Origin of the sequence: Bowmanella yangjiangensis (assembly GCF_017255015.1) — a bacterium.
Classification (GTDB): Bacteria; Pseudomonadota; Gammaproteobacteria; order Enterobacterales; family Alteromonadaceae; genus Bowmanella; species Bowmanella yangjiangensis.
In genome coordinates, this window is the sequence record NZ_JAFKCS010000030.1 from 1 (window position 1) to 20,795 (window position 20,795).

Genomic DNA, 20,795 nt, shown 5'->3' on the forward strand with positions numbered 1-20,795 from the left:
AGGCCGGTATTCTAACCAACTGAACTACCGCTCCACTTCTTTTTTAAAATCAACCAGTTAAGCTTCGGCGTTTTGCCTGTCGCTCAACTGGGCGCAGATATTACGGGTTCCCTATCAGTGAGTCAACCGCTTTTTCGCACTTTTCATGACAAAAAAGCCTTTTACCATGCCGTTTGCAGCATATTTAGCCAAACTGGATAAATTGCCGACAACCATGGGTTAAGCTTCCTCCTCCGCATCTTTCTTTTGCTTGGACTTTCGCGTTGGTAACTTGATTGAAGGCATGGCTAGTTTGAATTTGAATCCATTGCTTTTGGCACCTTTGTCACGACCTAATGTTAACCAGATAACCAACCCTCCGATCACCAATAACAAACTGTTAGCCACTAAAATCATTGGTAGCAAATTCTGCTTGGGCTCTTCTGGCAACGAAAATTCTTCAACTACCACTGGTGCTGGAACTTCTGCCAGGGGGTTAGGCTCTGACGCCGTCGATTCTGACGCGTTATTCAAGGTTTCGTCATCGGCACTAAGTTCGCTATCTAATGCAGCCAGTTCAGGCTCTTCTGACAAGAAGCTGAACTCCGGCACATCCAAAATAAAATCACGGCCATCAATGGTCTTGCCATAAGCCGTAATCTTTACCCTGAACACGCCATACTCAATATTTAATATTTCATGCTCACGAACCTGGGCTGAGCTGTCCGTAATAGAAAAACTTTGCACATCACCATTGGGATAGCGGATCTTGCCATCCACCAACAAGCTGTTTATATCCACCAGCTCCCGGTTTACATCAATATGCAGACGGTGACGACCATCGCCCTGGTCATTCTGAATCGACAAAATCACCGGATTGGGATGTAACACCAGAGGCTCCTTTACCTCTTCTCTGGTGTACATAGGTGTGCTGACACGATAAACCGGTTTCCACTGGCCTTCCGTGATATTCAGATTGAACTGCCCCGTAAAAACACCGTCATTGGGGTATTCATCCATGCCCATGCCGTTGTCTTCGTAACGCGCAACCACCTGAGAATCTGTACCAAAGTTGGTGAAGTTGGGATTATTGGTGCTCAGAAACTCAACGGTTAACTCCACCACATCACGAAACTCGTTGTATTCTATCGGCTTACCGGCATTAGTCAGATGCGCTTTGAGCTTAATAATCTCACCAGAAAACATCAGGCCAGGCAGAGGTTCAGCCACCAACTGTACGTCACTCACCACCATGACCCGACTGCCAGGTAGCATCTGCCCAACCGCCTGCCAGGGGCCTGGCATCGGCCGGGTAATCTTCACCATGTCGTAAGTGGCATCGTCGTACCACTCAATGCCTTCAGGGTGATTGTCGCTCTGGAATATCTTACTGCCGTCTGGGCGCACCAGAACGATAGGTGCCGTGCCATATTCGCGGAAGAACAACATGGTGATTTCATCCACCTCATGATCAATACGAAAACGGTTTTGCAGCAGTTGAATGCTATTAAGATAGCGATCATCCAGCATGGTAATGGGTGACACCGGATTGGCTGGACTGGTTGGTGCAGGTTGCTGCGCCCATGCGCTTGCACAGGCTGTAATTGCCAACAACAGGGTACTGATTTTTAGCATACTAATCCGCAGTTTGACGCCATAGGCAAGCACCCCCTTTGGCTTCAATCAGATCCAAACGGCGCTCATGTTCTTCCTGTTCATCGGCCGAGGCACGAATAACCTTTAGCGGCTTTCTGTCAGCAGGCAATAGCCTAACGGTTTCACCCTGGCTGTCTGCCCCGGCATTATTACCACTCAGATTGAGATTGGTCTGGCCACCCGTCATAAACAGGTAGACTTCAGCCAGGATCTCCGCATCCAACAATGCGCCGTGCAGCGTACGGTGTGAGTTATCTATGCCATAGCGGCGACACAAGGCATCCAGGTTATTTTTTTGCCCAGGGTGCAATTGTCTGGCAAGTGCCAGGGTATCCAGAACTGTACATATGCCATGGGTAAAGTTGCTGGGTTTCCCCAGCATGCCAAACTCGTGGTCCATAAAGCCCACGTCAAACGCGGCGTTGTGAATGACCAGCTGTGCACCCTGAATGAATTCCTCAAACTCCTGAGCGACATCACGAAACAACGGCTTATCAGCCAACATCTCATTGGTGATACCGTGAACCTCGATGGCCTCTTGCTCTACCTCGCGCTGCGGATTGATGTAAACATGGAAATGGTTACCGGTAAGCCGACGGTTGATAACCTCTACACAGCCTATCTCAATGATCCGATGCCCCTGCTTAGGGTCAATGCCGGTGGTTTCCGTATCCAGTACGATTTGTCTCATAAGTCGCGGTGCCGTTAATACTATGCTTTGCAGATGGTGCTTATTATACTGCCCCCTTTTGCCCTGTCTCGGCAAATTCAACCTTTGGGTGATTCTCCTTGACTCAAAGTAAGTGGAAGTGATGAAAAAAGTACAGATTTTTACCGATGGTTCCTGCTTAGGTAACCCTGGACCTGGTGGCTACGGCGTAGTCATGCGCTATGGTAAGCACTGCAAGGAACTTAGTCAGGGCTTTACGCAGACCACCAATAACAGAATGGAAATGCTGGCGGCTATTGCGGCACTGCGTATTCTTAAGGAAAGTTGTGAAATTGACTTGACCACTGACAGCCAATATCTGCGTCAGGGCATTATGCAATGGATTAACAACTGGAAGAAAAACGGTTGGCGAACCTCAGATAAGAAACCCGTCAAAAATGTCGACCTGTGGCAGGAACTGGATAGCCTGGTCAGTAAGCACAAGATACATTGGCACTGGGTTAAAGGTCATGCCGGTCATCCTGAAAATGAACGGTGTGATGAATTGGCCCGCACCGCCGCGCAAGGCCAAAATCTCCACCCAGATAAGGGTTTTCAGTCCCAATAGCAGACCAGCTTACCCATGCTTTGATTCAGTTCCAGACGCTGATGGGCTAGAGCAATCTCACTGGCAGCAAAGGTGCTGTCGATACAAACCGTCAGGCGGCGCTTGGCCAGCGCCTCTGCAAACCGCTCAACGAATCCCTGAATTAACTGACTCTTATATTCATCGCTGCGATTACGCAGGGTAGATGCCATTAGAGTGGCACGTTTAGCTAGCATCAGGGCCATATCAAAATTCTCAACATATCGTCCCCCTAACATGGCAAGCTGAACAATTCGTCCATCCATGTTTAGCGATTTCACATTGGCATTCAAATAATCACCACCAACTACATCCACGATCAAATCCACTCCCTCCCACTGGGTTTTGATTTGCTCGGCAAATGATGACTGTTTGTAGTTGATCAATAGCTCAGCACCAAGTTGCTGACAAAAAGCCAACTTCTCGTCACTGGATGCTGTCACCGCCACTTTAGCGCCGACTAGCTGGGCCAGTTGGATAGCCGCGGAACCCACGCCACTGGCACCAGCATGTAAAAGGACTTTTTGATGATTCTTCAGTTGCCCCAGAGAAAACAAAGCTTGATAAGCCGTCAGGAACACCTCTGCACAACCTGCCGCTTCATTCATAGTCATTGCGTCAGGAACTGCCATCAGATGATCAGCATTGACGGCTACATACTGTGCATAGCCGCCGCCGGCCACCAAACCAAATACCCGCTGCCCAACATGCCAGCGGCTCACATCGGCTGCCACCTCAATGACTTCACCAGCAACCTCCAATCCCATAATCGGACTCTCGCCTGGAGGTGGAGGGTACTTGCCCTGTCTTTGTAAGGTGTCGGCCCTATTGAGACCAAAGGCTGTGACTTTTACCAGCACTTGCCCCGGACTAATCTCGGGCACAGGAGCCTGTTCCAGGATAAGTTGTTGATCGGGAGTCTGGTGCTGAATCTGTAACATCATAAAATTTCAAAACCACTATAAGATTGATAGTCAAATATCAGAGTATCGCTACTAAACACTTGACTGCCAGGGGGACCCTGACGAACAAAGCTTGCCAATTGTTCAAGGGCAGCGTCTTCACCACAGGCAATCACTTCCACAGCACCGTCCTGCAGATTTTTGGCATAGCCGGTCAATCCCAGTTGTACGGCCCGCTGCTGAGTTTGTTTGCGAAAGAATACCCCTTGCACCCTGCCCTCAACCCGGATTTTTAAGCATTGCTTCGCCAAGCGTGGATTCCTTCTGTACAATGCCGACAATTTGGCGGAAACGCCCGCCACAGCTGAATTTACGGACTATGCTATGTCATCCACTCTGATTTTGCATCCCGAACGGGAGAAATCCCTGCTTCGTCGCCACCCTTGGATTTTCGCCAGTGCCATTAAGTCGCAAAAAGGCCGTATGCGATCTGGTGATACCGTTGAGGTATTGAGCCATGACGGTAAATGGCTGGCCAGGGCCGCCTGGTCTGCACAGTCGCAAATACAGGCCAGAGTCTGGACCTTTGACCAAAACGAAGTTGTCGACAATGGTTTCTTTTTGCGCCGGATCCAAACGGCCTTGCAGGGGCGTCAGGAACTAATTGCTCGCCAGGGCTTAACCGGCTATCGACTGGTTGCCGCCGAATCAGACGGTTTACCAGGGGTAACCATTGATAAATACGATAATGTACTGGTATGCCAATTACTCAGTGCAGGTGCCGACAAACATCGGGACAAGATTGTCTGGGCACTGAAAAAATGTTTCCCTGACTGTGCCATTTTAGAGCGCTCAGACGTGGCCGTGCGTCAGAAGGAGGGATTGGAGTCTTTAGTTCAGGTGTTACACGGAGAAGTACCAGAAGAGGTCATCATTGAAGAAAATGGCGTCAAGATTCTGGTGAACCCCATGACCGGGCATAAAACAGGCTTTTATCTGGACCAACGAGATAACCGTGCGATTGCCGGGCGCTACGCTGAGAATAAAGAAGTCCTTAACTGTTTTTGCTACACAGGTACCTTTGGGAGTTATGCCCTGGCATCTGGCGCCAAACATGTTACCAATCTGGATGTCTCAGAGCCGGCCCTGGCCATTGCTAAACGAAATGTTGAAATCAACGGGCTAGATCTGTCCCGCTGTGACTTTGTTCAGGTTGATGTTTTCCAGGCACTGCGCGATTACGTGCAGGAAGGACGCCAGTTTGACCAAATTATCCTGGACCCGCCGAAGTTTGTAGACAATAAGGCCACATTAAACCGAGCTTGTCGGGGATATAAGGATATTAATTTGCATGCCATGCAAATACTTCGCCCTGGCGGTATCCTATGCACCTTTTCCTGTTCTGGCCTGATGCCGACGGATTTATTCCATAAGGTGGTCGCCGATGCCGCGCTGGATGCTGGACGGCAAGTACAGTTTCTGGAAAGACTGGGGCAGGCCTCTGATCATCCGGTGGCCAGCAGTTATCCTGAAGGGTTTTATCTGAAAGGTTTAGTCTGCAGGGTATTGTAAGGGCTGATCACAGCCCTTTTGAGTTAGCTCATTTCAATAATTTCTACACCAACCATGTAGCTATTGTCAGAGCCTGCAGTACACCGCACGACTTTAGCCTTGGCATTGAGTGAAGGGATCTGGCTGTTGCTGGATTCCAACACGGCCTGCACCACAGTACCAGCTTCAATCGATTCTTCTACTTCAAATGACATGCCGGTAGCACTGAGATCCTTGCAAATTGCAGATAACGTGCGACTAGATTCGTCATCCGTTATTCTCAATTCACAGGCAGTGTTGACCATCATGCGAAAGAAATCACGCTTATCGTCATAGCCCAGCATTACCATCCCCTCAATATTTACCAAAATACAACAATTCTTTATATTGTGCTGATTACGCCTTGTCAATCTTGTCGACAGGGCAAGCTACAAAACTATAGCTTATCCAGATGATTGAGGATGCGTTTTTCGGAAATTGGATAAGCGGTGCCTAATTGCTGAGCAAAGAAGGATACCCGCAACTCCTGGATCATCCATTTCACTTCCTGCAATTCATCACTGACAGGCTGTCCTTTGGGGACTTTATTCAATTTGCCTCGCCACTGCTCGACAACCTTGCTCACCACCAATTGATGTTGACGATCTTTAGACGGATCTATAGGTAGCTTTTCCAGGCGCTTGGCAATGGCCAGCAAATAGCGGTTCCAGTCATCCAAACGGGTCGTACCAATATCAGTCACAAAGCCAGCATAAACCAACTCATCCAGGTTAGCTTTAATGTCACCTACCGCATTAATCATATTCAGCGGTACATTACCCTTGAGTTTTTTATGGATCTCATGGGCTAATGTCAGCCCCTTTTCCACCTTAATGGCTATAGCCAGCACGGTATCATTCAACTCGGCGCGGATCAGCTCATGCAGTTGCTGATACTGCTGCTCAGAACGGATCGCCTCCGGTTGCTCACCAACCAATTGATCAACGGCAGCACTGATACAATCATCAATCAGCGCTTTGATCTGGCCGAATGGATTAAAGTACAGCCCAAGTTTGGCCTTATTAGGCAGTTTATCCTGCAAATACTTAATAGGTGACGGCAGGTTCAGCAACAACAATCGACGCAATCCCTGCCGATGCGCGTCTGCCGCCAGGTGGGGTTGATCGAACAGCTTAATGGCGACGCTTTGTTTGTTATCAACCAAGGCCGGATACGCCTTAACCTGATAACTTGCCTGCTTGTTGACAAATACCTCGGCCAGTTGGCCAAAACTCCACTGAGTTAAGTCCTGTTGTTCAACATCCGGCGTGGCGGCCTTTTGTAAGGTTTTCTCCAATTTCCCCTGCAACTTATGCTGCAATTCCGTCAAATCCCGGCCTTGTAACAACAACTTGCCATGGGTATCCAGCACTTTAAAGTTCATGCTTAAATGCGCAGGGAGGTCTTGAAGTTGCCACTCTTCTTGCGTCACCTCAACCCCGGTCATTTTGCGCAGCTTTTGTGATAGCGCTTGCAAAAACGGAATATCCTGTTGATGCAAATCGGCCACACAAGCTCTGGCATAATCCGGTGCGGGTACAAAGTTGCGTCTCAGCCTCTTCGGCAATGATTTAATCAGGCTGACAATCAACTCTTCTCTGAGTCCGGGTACCAACCAGTCAAACCCCACAGGCTGTACTTGGTTAAGCAGTGGCAGCGGAATAATCAGGCTTACACCATCATCCACATCTTTGGGCTCAAAATGATAATCAAGCGCCAGGCTTAAATTACCCTGATGCCAGCGCGTTGGATAATCCAGTTCACTGACATGGCTCGCCCCTTGTCGCATTAACTGTTCGATGTCGAAATTCAGCAGTGTTTTGTCCTGCTGCTTGTGCCACCACTTGCGAAAGTCTGCTTCCGTACAAACAGATTCCGGAATATGCGTCTGATAGAAGGCCACCAAATCTTCTTCATCCACCAGAATGTCACGGCGGCGGGACTTAGCTTCCAACTCTTCAATCTGCTCAACCAAGGCCTGATTATGTTTGAGAAAGGCAAAGTCCAGCTTGGTCTCTAAATTTACCAAGGCTTCACGGATAAAGAGTTCACGACAGACCTTAGGGTCAATCTTGCTGTAGTTAACCCTACGGTCTCGGACGATATCAAGACCAAACAGGCTGATACGCAAGGTAGCCAATACAGCCCCCTGCTTTTTCGACCAATAAGGCTCACTGTAATGGTGCTTAGCTAAATGGGTAGATAAGGGTTCAAGCCAGACGGGATCAATTTTGGCAACATCCCTGGCAAACAATCTGGACGTTTCCACCAGCTCGGCGGCCATCAACCATTTAGGCGTTGACTTGGCGACACCTGAACCCGGAAAGATCATAAAGCGGCTGTTTCTGGCGCCCAGATATTCTCTCTCTTTGTCTTTAAAACCGATATGCGACAGCAGACCACTGGCAATGGCCTGGTGAATAGCATCGTAATCTGCCGGTTGGCTGTTAAGACGAAATCCAAGGTCGACTATGGCTTGTTTTAGCTGGCTGACAATGTCCTGCCATTCGCGCATACGCAGATAATTCAGAAAGTGATCCCGACACCATTTACGTAGCTGATTATTGGTGAGCTGTTTTTGTTGCTCGCGGAAAGTTTGCCACAGCTGTTGGTAGGACAAAAAGTCCGATTCTTTATGCTGAAATAAGCTGTGCGCCTGGTCCGCGGCCTGCCGCTTATCCTGCGGCCTTTCTCTGGGATCCTGAATACTCAGGGCCGCGGCAATCACCATTACTTCCTGCAAGGCACTGTTTTTCGCTGCTTCTACCAACATTCGGGCATAGCGAGGGTCCACCGGCAATCGGGCGATCTGCTTTCCGATTTGTGTCAAGCGTGCTCGCTCTGCGCCACGCGCCTCATTGATAGCGCCGAGCTCCTGCAACAGCCTGAAACCATCATTGACGTTTCGTGAATCAGGTGCCTGTACAAAAGGAAAAGCTTCGATATTGCCCAGCCCAAGCGCTAGCATCTGTAGGATAACGGAGGCCAAGTTGGTACGCAGAATTTCCGGATCGGTGAACTCAGGGCGTCCCAGAAAATCCTGCTCACTATATAGACGAATACATATCCCTTCACTGACCCGTCCACAACGACCGGCACGTTGATTGGCCGAGGCCTGGGAAATCGCTTCAATAGGCAAACGCTGCACTTTGCTGCGTGCGCTGTAGCGGGACAAACGGGCAAAGCCAGGATCAATGACATACTTAATGCCAGGTACCGTCAGTGAGGTTTCGGCTACGTTGGTAGCCAGCACAATACGCCGTCCACCATGGGGAGCAAAAATACGGTTTTGCTCTGCAGCCGATAAACGAGCATACAAAGGCAGGACTTCGGTGGCTCTTAACTGGGCCTTTTGCAACGCATCGGCGGTATCACGGATCTCCCGCTCGCCACTTAAGAAAACCAGGATATCCCCCTGACTTTCGCGGCCAAGCTCATTTACTGCATCCAAAATACCCTGAATTTGGTCGCGCTCATCATCGCCTTCGTCCAAAGGACGATAGCGCACTTCCACAGGATAAGTCCGCCCACTCACCTGAATCACAGGTGCATCATTAAAATGCCGCGAGAAACGCTCAGGATCTATGGTTGCACTGGTAATAATCAGCTTTAGATCTGGGCGCTTGGGCAGCAGCTGTTTCAGGTAACCCAGAATGAAGTCAATATTCAGACTGCGTTCATGGGCTTCGTCAATAATGATGGTGTCATATTGGTTGAGGAAACGATCCTGCTGTATTTCAGCCAGCAAGATACCGTCGGTCATCAATTTTACATAGGTCTGGTCGCTCACTTGATCGGTAAAGCGCACTTTGTAGCCCACAGCCTGGCCCATCGGTGTTTGCAGCTCTTCAGCAATTCGATTGGCCACACTGCGAGCGGCCAGCCGTCTTGGCTGTGTATGGCCAATCAGCCCCCACACACCACGGCCTAACTCCAGACAAATTTTAGGTAACTGTGTAGTTTTACCTGAACCGGTTTCCCCAGCAACAATCACCACTTGATGCGTATCTATCGCCTTGGCAATCTCGTCTCTATGCTCACTGACAGGTAAATCGGGATAATCAATTTTTGGCAAGCCATCACGACGCATTTGGCATTGGTTGATCGACTGCACAACCTGATCGGCCAGCTCAGTAAAGGCTGGCGACTGAGTGTCACCACGCAAGTTCTGCAGGCGCCGTATAAAACGATGCCTGTCAATTTGCATACACTGGTTAATCAGATTTTTAAGATTGGCTTGAGACAAAAGTAAAAGGATCCACACATCAAGTCAGATGGGCGCAGATCCTAGAAGAAGGCAGTCAGGAATACCAGACCAAAAATGTTCAAACTGCCCTTTTGTAGCCAGCCTGAAGCTGAATATCGATAGCATGCAACACCTCTGCCCGGGTTATTGACCCCAGTAGCAGGCCGTCATCGTCCACCACAGGATAGACTTTAGGTTTTTCTCCCAACATCTTCTGGGCAAGTTCAATGACCGACATATAAGGTTTGATAGACAAGACTTCATGACGCATCACGTCGGAAACTCTGGCCACCTGCTCACGGTAAAAACTGGACTCCAGCATTCTGGCCAAGCAATCCTGTTCAGATAAAAAACCCACCAAGCGGCGCTCTTTATCAACGACAGGTCCCCCCGTCTGACGACTGTGCAGTAATCTTTCAACGGCTTCTGCCACCGTCATTTGCTCAGAAAAAGTCACAGGACGACGATTCATATAATCACTGACTTGCAAGGACTCCATAAAGCCTCCCCTTTTGTTTTGGCATACAGCGAGTCGTGACTGGTCGGCAAACACACTTAATGATGAAAAAAACTTACCTGACCAGTAAGTTAAGCATAGACCTTGGGTAGCACTTATTCCTACGCCAAAAACAAAATATTCTGCAACAGGGCTGTATTAGCAAACTGCCAACTAGTGGACGGGGATCTGTTCGCAGGCAACGTACCTTGTAGAGAATTAACTAAAGTACGTTGCCAGAAATGGATATAGGGTTACTCAGTCTCTTCCTGGAAGATGGCAACATGCACCTTACCGCTGGCATCAACGCTGGCACGGTACATACCTTGGGTATTAAACGGCATGCTGACTTCGCCATGACGGTCTACCACGATCACGCCACCAGTTCCCCCAACAGGCTTAAGTACATTGTGGATAACCGATTCTGCAGCCACTTTAGCCGGCACTTGCAAATACTCGGTACGTGCGCAGATATCTGAGGCAACGTTGAAGCGAATAAAATACTCGCCATGACCGGTAGCAGACACAGCACAGCTGTTATTATCAGCAAAAGTTCCGGCACCAATTACCGGGGAGTCGCCAATACGGCCGTAACGCTTGGCAGTCATCCCCCCCGTTGAGGTGGCTGCTGACAAGTTACCGGCCTTATCTAATGCAACCGCACCTACAGTGCCAAACTTGTAGTCGAGCATATCAGGTCGGGAGAAGGCAGTTTTATCCTGCTTCAGTGTCTCTCTGGCACGCTCCAGTTGCTGTCGCCTGGCATCAGAATCAAAGTAGCTGTTTTCAACTTTATCCAATTCCAGCGTATCAGCAAATTCTTCAGCCCCCTTGCCACTTAACATGACATGTTGAGACTTCTCCATTACCGCCCTCGCCAGCGCGATGGGACTTTTCACTGTTTTCACGCCTGCCACAGCACCTGCGGTACGATCTTTACCATACATAATTGACGCATCAAGCTCATGCTCACCATCGTAGGTATATACCGCACCACGGCCAGCATTAAATAGCGGGGAGTCCTCTAATATCTGCACTGATGCAACAACAGCATCCAGACTGGACGCGCCGTTTTGCAACAATTGATAACCGGCCTTTACCGCTTCCTCTAACTTGGCCCGGTACTCCTGTTCATGCTCAGGAGTTAACTTTGCCTTGCTGATAGTGCCCGCACCACCATGTATGGCGATGGCGATAGGTTGCTGTTCTTCTGCCATAGCGGTAAAACTCATTGCAGTAACACTGAATAAAATGGCCAGTTTTTGTTTCATTTTGGCTTCCTGTCTTGGGTTAAGTAGGGCGTTGTACGCTTATTTTTAAACCCGAGCGTAACAGAAAATTGTTCCCTGGGCTGTACAGCCTGTCCCGACAATGTGCCCTATTCGCCTTATTCCTGAGCATCTAACCCGGATAGCAGGTTGAGTTTAGCCCGAGAATCTGCTGAGATTCAGCCCTGAAACTTATCGCCATTGGATGAATTGATTGTCTGGTTCCAGCATATTTTGGCACGACTATGAAACCTGGGGTGCCAATCCACAGAAAGATCCTGCTGCGCAATTTGCAGGTATACGCACAGACTTAGACCTGAACCCTATAGGTAAGCCGCTAAAGCTGTATTGCCAGATCCCCAGTGACTATCTTCCGCATCCACAAGCCTGCTTGATCACCGGTATTACCCCACAGCTCAGTCTGCGTGACGGTGTCAACGAAGCGCAGTTTATCGAGCGAATCCATCAGGAATTCAGCCAAGCAAACACCTGCGTCGCTGGATATAACAGCATTCGATTTGATGACGAAGTAACCCGCTACACTTTGTATCGAAATTTTTACGATCCTTATGCCCGTGAGTGGCAGCGAGGCAATAGCCGCTGGGACATTATTGATATGGTTCGAGCTTGCTATGCCTTGCGTCCGGAGGGGATAAACTGGCCACAAAAAGAAGATGGCACACCGAGTTTTCGGCTTGAAGATTTAACCAAGGCCAACGACATCGCCCACGAATCAGCGCACGATGCCATGTCAGATGTGTATGCCACTATCGCCTTGGCTAAATTGATTAAAACGCGCCAACCTAAGTTGTATGACTACTTATTTGAACTGCGCAACAAAAAGAGTGTTCAGGCCCAATTGGATTGCTATCGCATGACACCTGTGGTGCATGTCTCTTCCAAATTACCCGCTGCGCAAGGCTGCTGTACCTGGGTGGCCCCGATATGCCAGCACCCGGTAAACCGAAATGCCGTAGTAGTTCTTAATCTGGCATTGGACCCTACCCCGCTTGACACCTTATCGGTAGAACAACTTAAAGAGAAACTTTATCAGCCCTCCAGTATGCTGGAGGAAAATGAGCAGCGCTTACCCATTAAGCTTATTCATTTAAACAAATGCCCTGTTATTGCGCCGGCTAAAACCCTTAGCCCGGAAAACGCTGCCCGTTTAGGTATAGATCGTGAACGCTGTCTAAAACATCTTGAGCAAATTCGTGCCATACCTAACTTGGTAAATAAGTTGCAGGAATTGTTTGAAAGCCCTTCTGATCAGGAAAGCCAGGATGCGGATTACGCACTTTACAGTGGTGGCTTCTTGTCTGATGCAGACAGGGCTCGTTGCGAGCAAATACGCCAGGCAAGTCCCGACCAATTGTCCGTTCTGAGCTGGCAGTTTGACGACCCACGCCTGAAAACCTTGTTGTTCCGTTTCAGAGCCAGAAACTATCCGGCCACACTAAATGCAGACGAACTGAACAAATGGCAGGAGCACCGCCGTTTCCGCTTGTTGGACAGCAGCTCCCCGGCCAGTTTACATATGGAAGAATATTTGCGTGAGGTGGAAAGATTAGGTCATGTGTATCAACAAGATGGCAACAAGCTAGCTATTTTGCGCGCGCTATATCAATATGCACAGAGCATCTGACACACACACACAAAGAGACATGTCTTCCAAGATATGGTAAATGTTAATCGGTTGTTGTCGATAACAAGGCTACAGGAGTAACAAGGCGGAAGTATGAAGGGCATAACCCTTATCCTGGAAGACAGTGGCAAGTTTCTGAGGCTGAACATAGATACCCAAGAGGTGGAAGGTAATCCTGACGCCAAGCAGCTTATTAGCCTGATTAAGGAAAGTGAGCACGGCCGCCTGTTTGTCTTGGAAGAGTCTCTGGTTAAACTGGCAAATGATGTCCACAAGGCCAAAGAAAACAATAGCCACAAGCAGCTTGATGAGCGCGTAGCGGAGCGCCGGGATGCTGAAGTTAAATTCAAACTAACCGACTCCGATATGATGGCTGAACTTAGCCTGCTGACGGCTTGCGGCGGGGCGAACCCTAATTACCCGCAACTGCTTAAAATGGCACGAGCTGCCGACATAAAGCGTGGTCTGTCAAGAAAACGCCTAAAAGCGGCCTTACAGCAAGCCAATTCCGAGCCTCCCGGCACCCATATCAAAATGATAGTGGCCAAAGGTTTGCCTATGCGTGCCGGTCATTCGTCCAAAATGTTGCCCTTAGTCCCCAATGCCCTTGAACGCATTTTGCGACCACAGGAAATCAGTGTTTCCCGGGTGGACATGCGTGACTTAGGGGACGTTATCTGTGTAAAAGCCGGCACACCGCTATTGCGCCGAACGCCCCCCAGCCAGGGGCGTACCGGCTTTACCGTGCGTGGTGAAAGTCTTCAGCCTACCCCTGGAGAATGGCTAACACTCAAACCTGGAAGTGGCACCTTAATCAGCCCAGATGATGAGAACCTGCTGCTAGCTGAAATAGCTGGCATGCCGAAGTTTAACAACGGCGATATGTGGGTTGATGAAACCTTCGTGTGTAAAGGCGTGAATGTCGGCACAGGTAACATCAATTATGACGGCGCGGTCATAGTCAATGGTGATGTCACTGAAAAGATGATCATCACCGCCTCAGGCGATGTCACTATAAACGGTTTTGTGGAGTCGGCCATTATTCAAGCTGGCGGTGATATTATTATTACTCAGGGCGCCATGGGTAAGCAGGCAGAGGTGGGTAAAACGGAATATAGCACCAAATTGTCAGCCCAAGGCAGCATCCACGTTCAACATGGCCAGGGTCTTGAGATCATCTGCAACGGCAATGTAACGGTTGGCAAGCAGTTGGCACATAGCAGCATCATCTGCCGGGGCGCGGTGATTGTGGGCCCTGTCGACAACCCTAATGGCAACCTATTTGGCTGTGAAATCCAATGTCAGCAAGCCGTGCAGGCTGGAACTATTGGAGCGGTATCTGGCTCCAATCTGTTTGTAGACTTCAGCGAAGGCTACAACTTTTTGCTTGAGCGAATTGATGCGATGGAAGAATTACTCAAGCACATTCAGGATAACTATATCCGCCATAAAACCCGAATCGACGTCATCAAGAAGAAGCAACTTCCCAATGATCTGGCCAAGAAAGTCAACATGGCAGTTAAGCTGTATAAGAGTGAAGAGGAATTGCTCGGCTGGGTAATCAAAAAAGTTGAGACACTAAGAAAGTCCAAAGACGAATATCTGGATACTATCGGTCTGCTCAGCAGCAAAAAAGTGCATTCAGGGGTAGTGGTAAAACTCAATAATCGCACTTGGAAAGCCGACCGCGATTATTCTCGCGGCCGGGTACATTATTTCGAACATCAGTGGCATTTTCAGCCCACCTGATTACCCACTAGCGTTTCAATCTTGCCAGCAGGCTGGAGGTATCCCAACGATTTCCCCCCATAGCTTGTACATCAGCATAAAATTGATCAACCAAAGCAGTCATAGGTAAGGTTGCACCAAGCTCCCGGCCTTGCTGCAAAGCGATACCTAAGTCTTTACGCATCCAATCTACCGCAAAGCCAAACTCATATTGGTCAGCCAACATCGTCTTATGTCGGTTTTCCATTTGCCAGGATTGGGCAGCACCTTTACTGATAACCTCAACAACAGCTTCGCAATCCAGCCCTGCTTTTTGACCAAAATTCATTGCTTCAGCTAAGCCTTGCACGACCCCCGCGATACAAATCTGGTTCATCATTTTAGCTAACTGCCCCGTGCCACACTCACCTAACAAACGACAAAAACGCGCATAGCTCTGCATTACCGGCTCAACCAGGGCGTAACTCGGCTGTTTTCCTCCCACCATAATAGTCAATTGCCCATTCTCGGCACCAGCCTGTCCGCCCGACACCGGTGCATCTAGAAAGCCCACCTGTTGTGCTTCGCAAAGCGCTTCCAGTTCACGTGCTACGGTTGCAGAAGCGGTTGTATGATCAACCAGCACAGTGCCAGCCTGCATACCAGCCAGCGCTCCTTGCTCACCCAATACCACTGAGCGCAGATCGTCATCGTTGCCCACGCAGACAAAAACCAGTTCAGCACCACTTGCCGCCGCTTTAGGTGTGTCAGCCATGGTTCCCTGGTATTTCTCTACCCAATCCAAAGCTTTTTGCCTGGTACGGTTATACACACACACCTGATGTCCGGCTTTTTGCAAATGACCGGCCATGGGAAATCCCATCACACCTAACCCGATAAAACTGACTTTCATGAAACGGCCCTTCTTGTACTTGGCGAATAATCAAATTTATGCTGACATTAAGGCCCATACCAGCCCAAAACAGTTAAGCTGTCGGGTTTGAAGATGCAGGAACCAATAATGACAAAGTCCGTGTATGATTTTGACATGCAACGAAGTAACGGCCAAATCCAAAATCTGGCTGATTATCGCGGTAAGGTGCTACTTATCGTGAATACGGCCAGCCAATGCGGGTTCACTAAACAATATGCCGGGTTACAACACTTATACGAGACATTCTCCTCGCAGGGCTTCGAGGTACTGGCATTTCCTTGCAACCAGTTCGGCCAGCAGGAACCGGGAAGTAACGCAGAGATACAATCGTTTTGCGAGCTAAACTTCAAGGTGAACTTTCCAATCTTTGCCAAAATTGACGTGAACGGTCCAACTGCTTCCCCTCTGTATACCCATTTAAAGTCTGAGGCGCCGGGCATATTTGGTTCACAGCGGATAAAATGGAACTTCACTAAGTTTTTGGTCAACCAACAGGGTGACGTGGTGAAGCGTTTCAGCCCGACAGCAACACCAGAATCTATTCAGGCCGATATTCAGCGCCTGTTAGCGTCAAAATAATCTCAACAAGGAGTGTCCATGAAAGTCGCAGTATTCAGTGCTAAGGCTTATGACGAACAATACTTATCCCTGGCCGGCAACGGGTTAGAGCTGTGCTTTATCGAATCCCGGCTGAACAATCAAACCGCCAGCCTGGCACAGGGGTTTGATGCGGTTTGTGTATTTGTAAATGACCAGTTGGACTCTGGCGTATTGAACACCTTGCATGCGGGTGGCGTGCGTCATATTGCGCTGCGCTGCGCTGGTTTTAATAACGTCGATTTAGAATGTGCCAAACAACTTGGCATGGGTGTTTCCAGAGTGCCCGCCTATTCACCAGAAGCAGTTGCAGAACACACCCTGGCATTAGTACTGACGCTGAATCGTAAACTGCACAAGGCCTATAACCGAATTAAGGAAGGAAATTTCTCTCTTGATGGTTTACTGGGCTTCAACCTGCACGGTAAAACCGTCGGCATTATCGGCACTGGACGCATTGGTCTGGCGACCGCCCGATTATTCAAAGGCTTTGGTTGCCATGTGCTGTGCCACGATCCCTATCCAACAGATGAAATCACCACACTGGGAGGAAAGTATGTTGAACTGGACAGTCTATTTGAACAGGCAGACATCCTCTCCTTACATTGCCCCTTGACCCCAGACACTAAACATATGATCAACCAGCAAAGTCTGACTAAGATGAAAAGCGGTGTCATGCTGATTAACACGTCTCGCGGCGCATTAATTGACACCCAAGCCGTCATTCAGGCCTTGAAGAGTCAAAAGATAGGTTTTCTCGGCCTAGATGTATACGAAATGGAAGGTGACCTGTTTTTTGAAGACCTGTCTAATCAGATTATTCAGGATGACATTTTCCAGCGGCTTTGCACCTTCCCCAATGTGTTGATCACCGGCCATCAGGGCTTTTTCACCCATGAGGCACTGGTACAGATTGCCCAAACCACAACCAACAACCTACGACTGGCCGCACAAGGTAAAAGTGACGACCTCACTCGCCTGGCTTAATGGCTATAACATGAAAATAACGGCCCAGCCAAACAAAGGGGTGGCTGGTGCCGTATTCCAGCTCTTTGGCTTTTAGCTGCTCATAGTGCGTGGTTTGAATGCTTTTATCTCGCACGTAATCGTGGAAACAACGAATCCCGGCTTTGTGAATCACCGTTAATCCGGCCGCTTCTAGAAATGCCAAAACCTGTGCCGGGCACACCGCTTTATTGGGATTAAGTCTGACCCTGTTAGGCACCACAAAATCTTTATCAATGTAATCAAAATTGCCGTAAATAACGTTGCTGAACAAATGCGCATCGCTATTGAAAAAGCTCAATGACAATTGCCCCCCAGGAGCCAGCTTAGTTAACAATCCTTCAACGGCATCCAGCGGCTGACTCAGCCATTCCAGCACGGCATGACAAAGGATCACATCAAACTGCGTTTGCTCACTAATTTCCTGCAAAGGGCCACAGTGGTAACTGACTTGCGGGTAGTCAGCCAGTTTTTGTCTGGCAATATTCAGCGCATCTTCTGACAGGTCGTTAAGTAGTATCTGATGCCCCAGTTGCGCCAGGGTCTTAGTCATAACGCCGGTTCCGCCGCCGGCATCCAATACTCTTTGAGGTGCTGGCGGCAGGTACTGGAGCAGATAGTGCTCAAGCAACTCATGGCGTAGCCGCCCCTTGGTCGTACCGTAGATGTTTTTCTCAAACTTCTCGGCTATACGATCGAAACTCTGATCCTGGCTGTACTGTTTATGCATCGTGATGTCCGTCAAGCGGGATTGGGTATGTCAACGAAGGTCACTGCCAATCCCAGTTCTTTTGCCAAGTGCTCACCAAGGGCCTTTGCACCATAGCGCTCAGTGGCATGATGACCTGCAGCAAAAAACGCAATGCCACATTCCCTCGCCACATGAATGGTTTGTTCCGACACCTCACCACTGATAAAAGCATCTATGCCCTGCTCTGCGGCCAAATCGATAAAACTTTGTCCACCGCCGGTACACCAGGCTACTGTTTTTATGGGTTTATCTGTAGCTTCCACTAAAGGCACACGGCCGAGTTTAGCCTCAATACGACGGGCAATAGCTTGTGCATCAAGAGGCTCAGCAAAACGCCCTCGCATCGCCACTGATTGAGGATTATCAGCCTCTAAACCGCCCTCGGTTTGAATATCCAATAGCTTGGCAAGCTGTGCGTTGTTACCAAGCACGGGATGAATATCCAGGGGCAAATGGTAGGCCAGCAAATTGATATCATGCTTAAGTAAGCTTGCCAGACGTTGCTTACGCATGCCGCGAATAGTGGCATCCTCACCCCGCCAGAAATAACCATGATGGACCAATATGGCATCGGCTTGCTGTTCAATTGCTGCATCAATTAAAGCCTGGCTCGCCGTAACCCCCGTTACCACCCGGTGGATAGTATTACGCCCTTCAACCTGCAGACCATTGGGACAATAGTCTTTAATTTTGCCCGGACTCAGTAAATTATCCAGATATTGGCAGAGTTCTTGTCTTGAAATCGTCATGATTCGCCTGTTTTTGTTACAAAAGGGTTGAAAATTAGACATTAAAAAGCAAAGAGGGTATAACAATGCATTCTGCTGTTTTACGTGCCGAAAAGCACGAGTTTAATGTATTGGGAGAGTCCCCGAGTATGAGTAAGATGGATAAAGACGAGATTATCGCTAAGTTCACCGAAGCCTACCAGGCCGCCCATGGAAAGGCGCCAACGATCGAAGCTAAGGGTGGTTGGTACTCCGTCGATGGTGGTAAGAATCTGCGTCTGGCACAGCTGGAAGAAATGATCGCTGAGCTGGGTGGTAGCAAAGCCGCACCAGCGACCAAGGCTGAAAAGAAAACCGCCGAAGCAAAACCTGCTGCGAAGAAACCAGCAGCGCCTAAAGCTAAGGCCAAAGCCAAGCAATCTTCATTTTCAGTAAAAGCTTACTGGGCTGAGCAATTGGCTGCTAAAGATAATCTGTGTCGCGAGCCGCGTTAATCGCACTGGATTAAACGACCTCAAAAAAGCGACCTGATCAGGTCGCTTTTTTTATGCCGGGATTATTTGGACGATTTCACACTGTCCAAAAACTGGGAAAAACGCTCCTTAGTATTCGCCACGGCCTGTTTATGTTCAACAACAGGTCGTGGATAGTCCAAGCCACTGGCTCCTGGCCACTTTTGTGGCTCATGCAGGTATTTACGCGGAACCTTTTTTAATTCTGGCACCCACTGCAACAGGAACTCACCGTCAGGATCATAGCGCTGTCCCTGCGCCGCAGGATTAAAGATACGAAAGTAAGGCGCTGCGTCGGTTCCCACCGAAGCACTCCACTGCCAACCGCCATTGTTCGAGGCAAAGTCCCCGTCAATCAATTTTGACATGAAATAATCTTCGCCCCATCGCCAGGGCAACAGCAGGTGTTTACATAAAAAACTCGCCACTATCATGCGCAGTCGGTTGTGCATCCACCCCGTGGCATTCAAACAACGCATCGCGGCATCCACAATGGGGTAGCCTGTTTGTCCCTGACTCCATGCGTCAAATAATGATTTGTCGTTGTGCCAAGCAAAGCTATCGTATTTGTCGTTGAAGCAGTGGTAACGGCATACATGAGGAAAATGAAACATCACATAACGATAAAAATCTCGCCAGGCGAGTTCACGCAGCCACACAAAGGCCCCGCCCTGCCCTTCAAGCAGTTCTGGGCCATATTGAACAAGCATCTCATGAGCTAATTGCGCTGGGGCCACCGCACCAATACTCAAGTACGGAGAAACGCCACTGGTGCCCGATTGAGCAGGAAAGTCACGCTGCTCCCCATAATCATTAACTTTGTCAGTAAGAAAGCGCTGTACTTGGTTAAGGATATCCCCTTCATCACAAGGCCAATCCTTGCTACTGCCATCTAACCAACAGGTTAACGAATTACTGTCAGTGGTTAGTGAGTGGGAAAAATTCAAGGAATCACTAGGTGCATGCCACTGCTGAGGTGTTGGCAGGTTGCCTCTAACATTCTCCAACCACTGGTGAAAATAAGGTGTGAATACTTTATAAGGCAGGCCTTGCTTGTTTAGCAGGTGGTCGGGACGAACCAGACAAGTATCGTGAAAGAAGCCAATCTTAATCTGCTGAGCACCCAAGAGTTCTTTCACCTCCTGATCACGTCTGCGCTCGTCTAACTCGTACTCCGCATTACAATAGACATGGGTAATGCCTTGCTCAGTGCATAGTCCTTTAAGTGCAGCAGGAATAGCATCAAAATCATCAACTTCGATGAGGTTTAACTGCACGCCTTTTTCTGACAGCTCAGCTTTCAATGCCAAAAGCCGTCGCATTAGCAAATCAAGTTTGATTGGCGCTAGCCCATAGTGCTGCCACTGCAAAGGAGTAACAAAGAATACCGCACTGACCTGCTTATGATTGTCTGTGGCATAAGCTAACGGGCTATGCCAGACCGTGCGTAGATCACTACGCAACCAAACCAAGGCTGTCAATGC

At 49.0% G+C, this 20,795-nt stretch carries 19 protein-coding genes; 7 read left to right on the forward strand and 12 right to left on the reverse strand.

Features of this window, described 5'->3' with window-relative positions; all coding sequences use genetic code 11:
* Positions 1 to 219 precede the first annotated feature (219 nt).
* Both J0A65_RS19725 and dnaQ read right to left on the reverse strand, forming a co-directional pair.
* Entirely contained in the window at positions 220 to 1,614 is a 1,395-nt protein-coding gene (locus J0A65_RS19725; protein ID WP_206596056.1) for a TIGR03503 family protein, read from the reverse strand.
* 1 nt (position 1,615) lies between these two features.
* Complete coding sequence (gene dnaQ / locus J0A65_RS19730) at positions 1,616 to 2,326, reverse strand: DNA polymerase III subunit epsilon (RefSeq protein WP_206596057.1); 711 nt, start codon at positions 2,324 to 2,326, stop codon at positions 1,616 to 1,618.
* Between the two features lie 121 nt (positions 2,327 to 2,447).
* Between dnaQ and rnhA the strand changes: the two genes are divergently transcribed.
* On the forward strand, positions 2,448 to 2,912 hold the full coding sequence (gene rnhA, locus J0A65_RS19735) for a ribonuclease HI (protein WP_206596058.1): 465 nt from the start codon (positions 2,448 to 2,450) through the stop codon (positions 2,910 to 2,912).
* Here rnhA and J0A65_RS19740 read toward each other — a convergent pair.
* Together J0A65_RS19740 and yccX are read right to left on the reverse strand one after the other, a co-directional pair.
* Entirely contained in the window at positions 2,900 to 3,874 is a 975-nt protein-coding gene (locus J0A65_RS19740) for an NAD(P)H-quinone oxidoreductase (protein WP_206596059.1), read from the reverse strand. The two genes, rnhA and J0A65_RS19740, sit on opposite strands and share 13 nt — an antisense overlap.
* The gene (gene yccX / locus J0A65_RS19745) at positions 3,871 to 4,143 is read right to left on the reverse strand and encodes an acylphosphatase (RefSeq protein WP_206596060.1); all 273 of its coding nucleotides are present in this window, start codon (positions 4,141 to 4,143) and stop codon (positions 3,871 to 3,873) included. The genes J0A65_RS19740 and yccX overlap by 4 nt, the downstream gene beginning before the upstream one ends.
* Positions 4,144 to 4,216: 73 nt before the next feature.
* Here yccX and J0A65_RS19750 point away from each other — a divergent pair, with 73 nt between their 5' ends.
* Positions 4,217 to 5,404 carry a class I SAM-dependent methyltransferase gene (locus tag J0A65_RS19750; RefSeq protein ID WP_206596061.1) on the forward strand — a complete coding sequence of 396 codons (1,188 nt, stop codon included), beginning with the start codon at positions 4,217 to 4,219 and terminating at the stop codon, positions 5,402 to 5,404.
* A 23-nt stretch (positions 5,405 to 5,427) separates the two neighbouring features.
* Here the strand turns inward: J0A65_RS19750 and J0A65_RS19755 are convergent, their stop codons facing one another.
* The 4 genes from J0A65_RS19755 to J0A65_RS19770 form a co-directional block, all read right to left on the reverse strand.
* On the reverse strand, positions 5,428 to 5,727 hold the full coding sequence (locus J0A65_RS19755) for a PilZ domain-containing protein (protein WP_206596062.1): 300 nt from the start codon (positions 5,725 to 5,727) through the stop codon (positions 5,428 to 5,430).
* Between the two features lie 92 nt (positions 5,728 to 5,819).
* The gene (gene hrpA, locus J0A65_RS19760; protein ID WP_269814687.1) at positions 5,820 to 9,668 is read right to left on the reverse strand and encodes an ATP-dependent RNA helicase HrpA; all 3,849 of its coding nucleotides are present in this window, start codon (positions 9,666 to 9,668) and stop codon (positions 5,820 to 5,822) included.
* A gap of 79 nt (positions 9,669 to 9,747) precedes the next feature.
* Positions 9,748 to 10,167, reverse strand: coding sequence for a CBS domain-containing protein (locus J0A65_RS19765; protein WP_206596063.1), 420 nt, complete (start codon positions 10,165 to 10,167; stop codon positions 9,748 to 9,750).
* Between the two features lie 251 nt (positions 10,168 to 10,418).
* Positions 10,419 to 11,435, reverse strand: a complete 1,017-nt coding sequence (locus tag J0A65_RS19770) for an isoaspartyl peptidase/L-asparaginase family protein (protein WP_206596064.1) — start codon at positions 11,433 to 11,435, stop codon at positions 10,419 to 10,421.
* Positions 11,436 to 11,646: 211 nt separating this feature from the next.
* Between J0A65_RS19770 and sbcB the strand changes: the two genes are divergently transcribed.
* Entirely contained in the window at positions 11,647 to 13,077 is a 1,431-nt protein-coding gene (gene sbcB / locus J0A65_RS19775) for an exodeoxyribonuclease I (RefSeq protein WP_206596065.1), read from the forward strand.
* A gap of 93 nt (positions 13,078 to 13,170) precedes the next feature.
* Positions 13,171 to 14,826: a DUF342 domain-containing protein gene (locus J0A65_RS19780; RefSeq protein ID WP_206596066.1), complete on the forward strand. Its 1,656-nt coding sequence runs from the start codon at positions 13,171 to 13,173 to the stop codon at positions 14,824 to 14,826.
* Between the two features lie 7 nt (positions 14,827 to 14,833).
* Here the strand turns inward: J0A65_RS19780 and J0A65_RS19785 are convergent, their stop codons facing one another.
* On the reverse strand, positions 14,834 to 15,697 hold the full coding sequence (locus tag J0A65_RS19785) for an NAD(P)-dependent oxidoreductase (RefSeq protein WP_206596067.1): 864 nt from the start codon (positions 15,695 to 15,697) through the stop codon (positions 14,834 to 14,836).
* 108 nt (positions 15,698 to 15,805) lie between these two features.
* On the opposite strand from J0A65_RS19785, the gene J0A65_RS19790 reads away from it, so the two are divergent.
* Together J0A65_RS19790 and J0A65_RS19795 are read left to right on the forward strand one after the other, a co-directional pair.
* A complete protein-coding gene (locus tag J0A65_RS19790; protein WP_206596068.1) occupies positions 15,806 to 16,297 on the forward strand; it encodes a glutathione peroxidase in 492 nt (163 codons plus the stop codon).
* Between the two features lie 18 nt (positions 16,298 to 16,315).
* Positions 16,316 to 17,302 (forward strand): 2-hydroxyacid dehydrogenase, encoded by a 987-nt coding sequence (locus J0A65_RS19795; protein WP_206596069.1) that lies wholly within the window; start codon positions 16,316 to 16,318, stop codon positions 17,300 to 17,302.
* On the opposite strand, the gene J0A65_RS19800 is transcribed toward J0A65_RS19795, so the two are convergent.
* Positions 17,286 to 18,050, reverse strand: coding sequence for a methyltransferase domain-containing protein (locus tag J0A65_RS19800; RefSeq protein WP_206596070.1), 765 nt, complete (start codon positions 18,048 to 18,050; stop codon positions 17,286 to 17,288). The two genes, J0A65_RS19795 and J0A65_RS19800, sit on opposite strands and share 17 nt — an antisense overlap.
* An 11-nt stretch (positions 18,051 to 18,061) precedes the next feature.
* Entirely contained in the window at positions 18,062 to 18,814 is a 753-nt protein-coding gene (locus J0A65_RS19805; RefSeq protein WP_206596086.1) for a Nif3-like dinuclear metal center hexameric protein, read from the reverse strand.
* Between the two features lie 134 nt (positions 18,815 to 18,948).
* Between J0A65_RS19805 and J0A65_RS19810 the strand changes: the two genes are divergently transcribed.
* Positions 18,949 to 19,293: a hypothetical protein gene (locus tag J0A65_RS19810; RefSeq protein ID WP_206596087.1), complete on the forward strand. Its 345-nt coding sequence runs from the start codon at positions 18,949 to 18,951 to the stop codon at positions 19,291 to 19,293.
* Between the two features lie 62 nt (positions 19,294 to 19,355).
* Here J0A65_RS19810 and phrB read toward each other — a convergent pair whose 3' ends face one another.
* Positions 19,356 to 20,792, reverse strand: a complete 1,437-nt coding sequence (phrB, locus tag J0A65_RS19815; RefSeq protein WP_206596071.1) for a deoxyribodipyrimidine photo-lyase — start codon at positions 20,790 to 20,792, stop codon at positions 19,356 to 19,358.
* Positions 20,793 to 20,795: the final 3 nt, after the last annotated feature.

Excerpts from the sequence above, each read along its gene's own strand:
- J0A65_RS19725 (WP_206596056.1), bottom strand. The coding sequence starts at position 1,614 with ATGCTAAAAATCAGTACCCTGTTGTTGGCAATTACAGCCTGTGCAAGC.
- dnaQ (WP_206596057.1), bottom strand. The coding sequence starts at position 2,326 with ATGAGACAAATCGTACTGGATACGGAAACCACCGGCATTGACCCTAAG.
- rnhA (WP_206596058.1), top strand. The coding sequence starts at position 2,448 with ATGAAAAAAGTACAGATTTTTACCGATGGTTCCTGCTTAGGTAACCCT.
- J0A65_RS19740 (WP_206596059.1), bottom strand. The coding sequence starts at position 3,874 with ATGATGTTACAGATTCAGCACCAGACTCCCGATCAACAACTTATCCTG.
- J0A65_RS19750 (WP_206596061.1), top strand. The coding sequence starts at position 4,217 with ATGTCATCCACTCTGATTTTGCATCCCGAACGGGAGAAATCCCTGCTT.
- J0A65_RS19755 (WP_206596062.1), bottom strand. The coding sequence starts at position 5,727 with ATGCTGGGCTATGACGATAAGCGTGATTTCTTTCGCATGATGGTCAAC.
- J0A65_RS19765 (WP_206596063.1), bottom strand. The coding sequence starts at position 10,167 with ATGGAGTCCTTGCAAGTCAGTGATTATATGAATCGTCGTCCTGTGACT.
- J0A65_RS19770 (WP_206596064.1), bottom strand. The coding sequence starts at position 11,435 with ATGAAACAAAAACTGGCCATTTTATTCAGTGTTACTGCAATGAGTTTT.
- J0A65_RS19780 (WP_206596066.1), top strand. The coding sequence starts at position 13,171 with ATGAAGGGCATAACCCTTATCCTGGAAGACAGTGGCAAGTTTCTGAGG.
- J0A65_RS19785 (WP_206596067.1), bottom strand. The coding sequence starts at position 15,697 with ATGAAAGTCAGTTTTATCGGGTTAGGTGTGATGGGATTTCCCATGGCC.
- J0A65_RS19790 (WP_206596068.1), top strand. The coding sequence starts at position 15,806 with ATGACAAAGTCCGTGTATGATTTTGACATGCAACGAAGTAACGGCCAA.
- J0A65_RS19795 (WP_206596069.1), top strand. The coding sequence starts at position 16,316 with ATGAAAGTCGCAGTATTCAGTGCTAAGGCTTATGACGAACAATACTTA.
- J0A65_RS19800 (WP_206596070.1), bottom strand. The coding sequence starts at position 18,050 with ATGCATAAACAGTACAGCCAGGATCAGAGTTTCGATCGTATAGCCGAG.
- J0A65_RS19810 (WP_206596087.1), top strand. The coding sequence starts at position 18,949 with ATGAGTAAGATGGATAAAGACGAGATTATCGCTAAGTTCACCGAAGCC.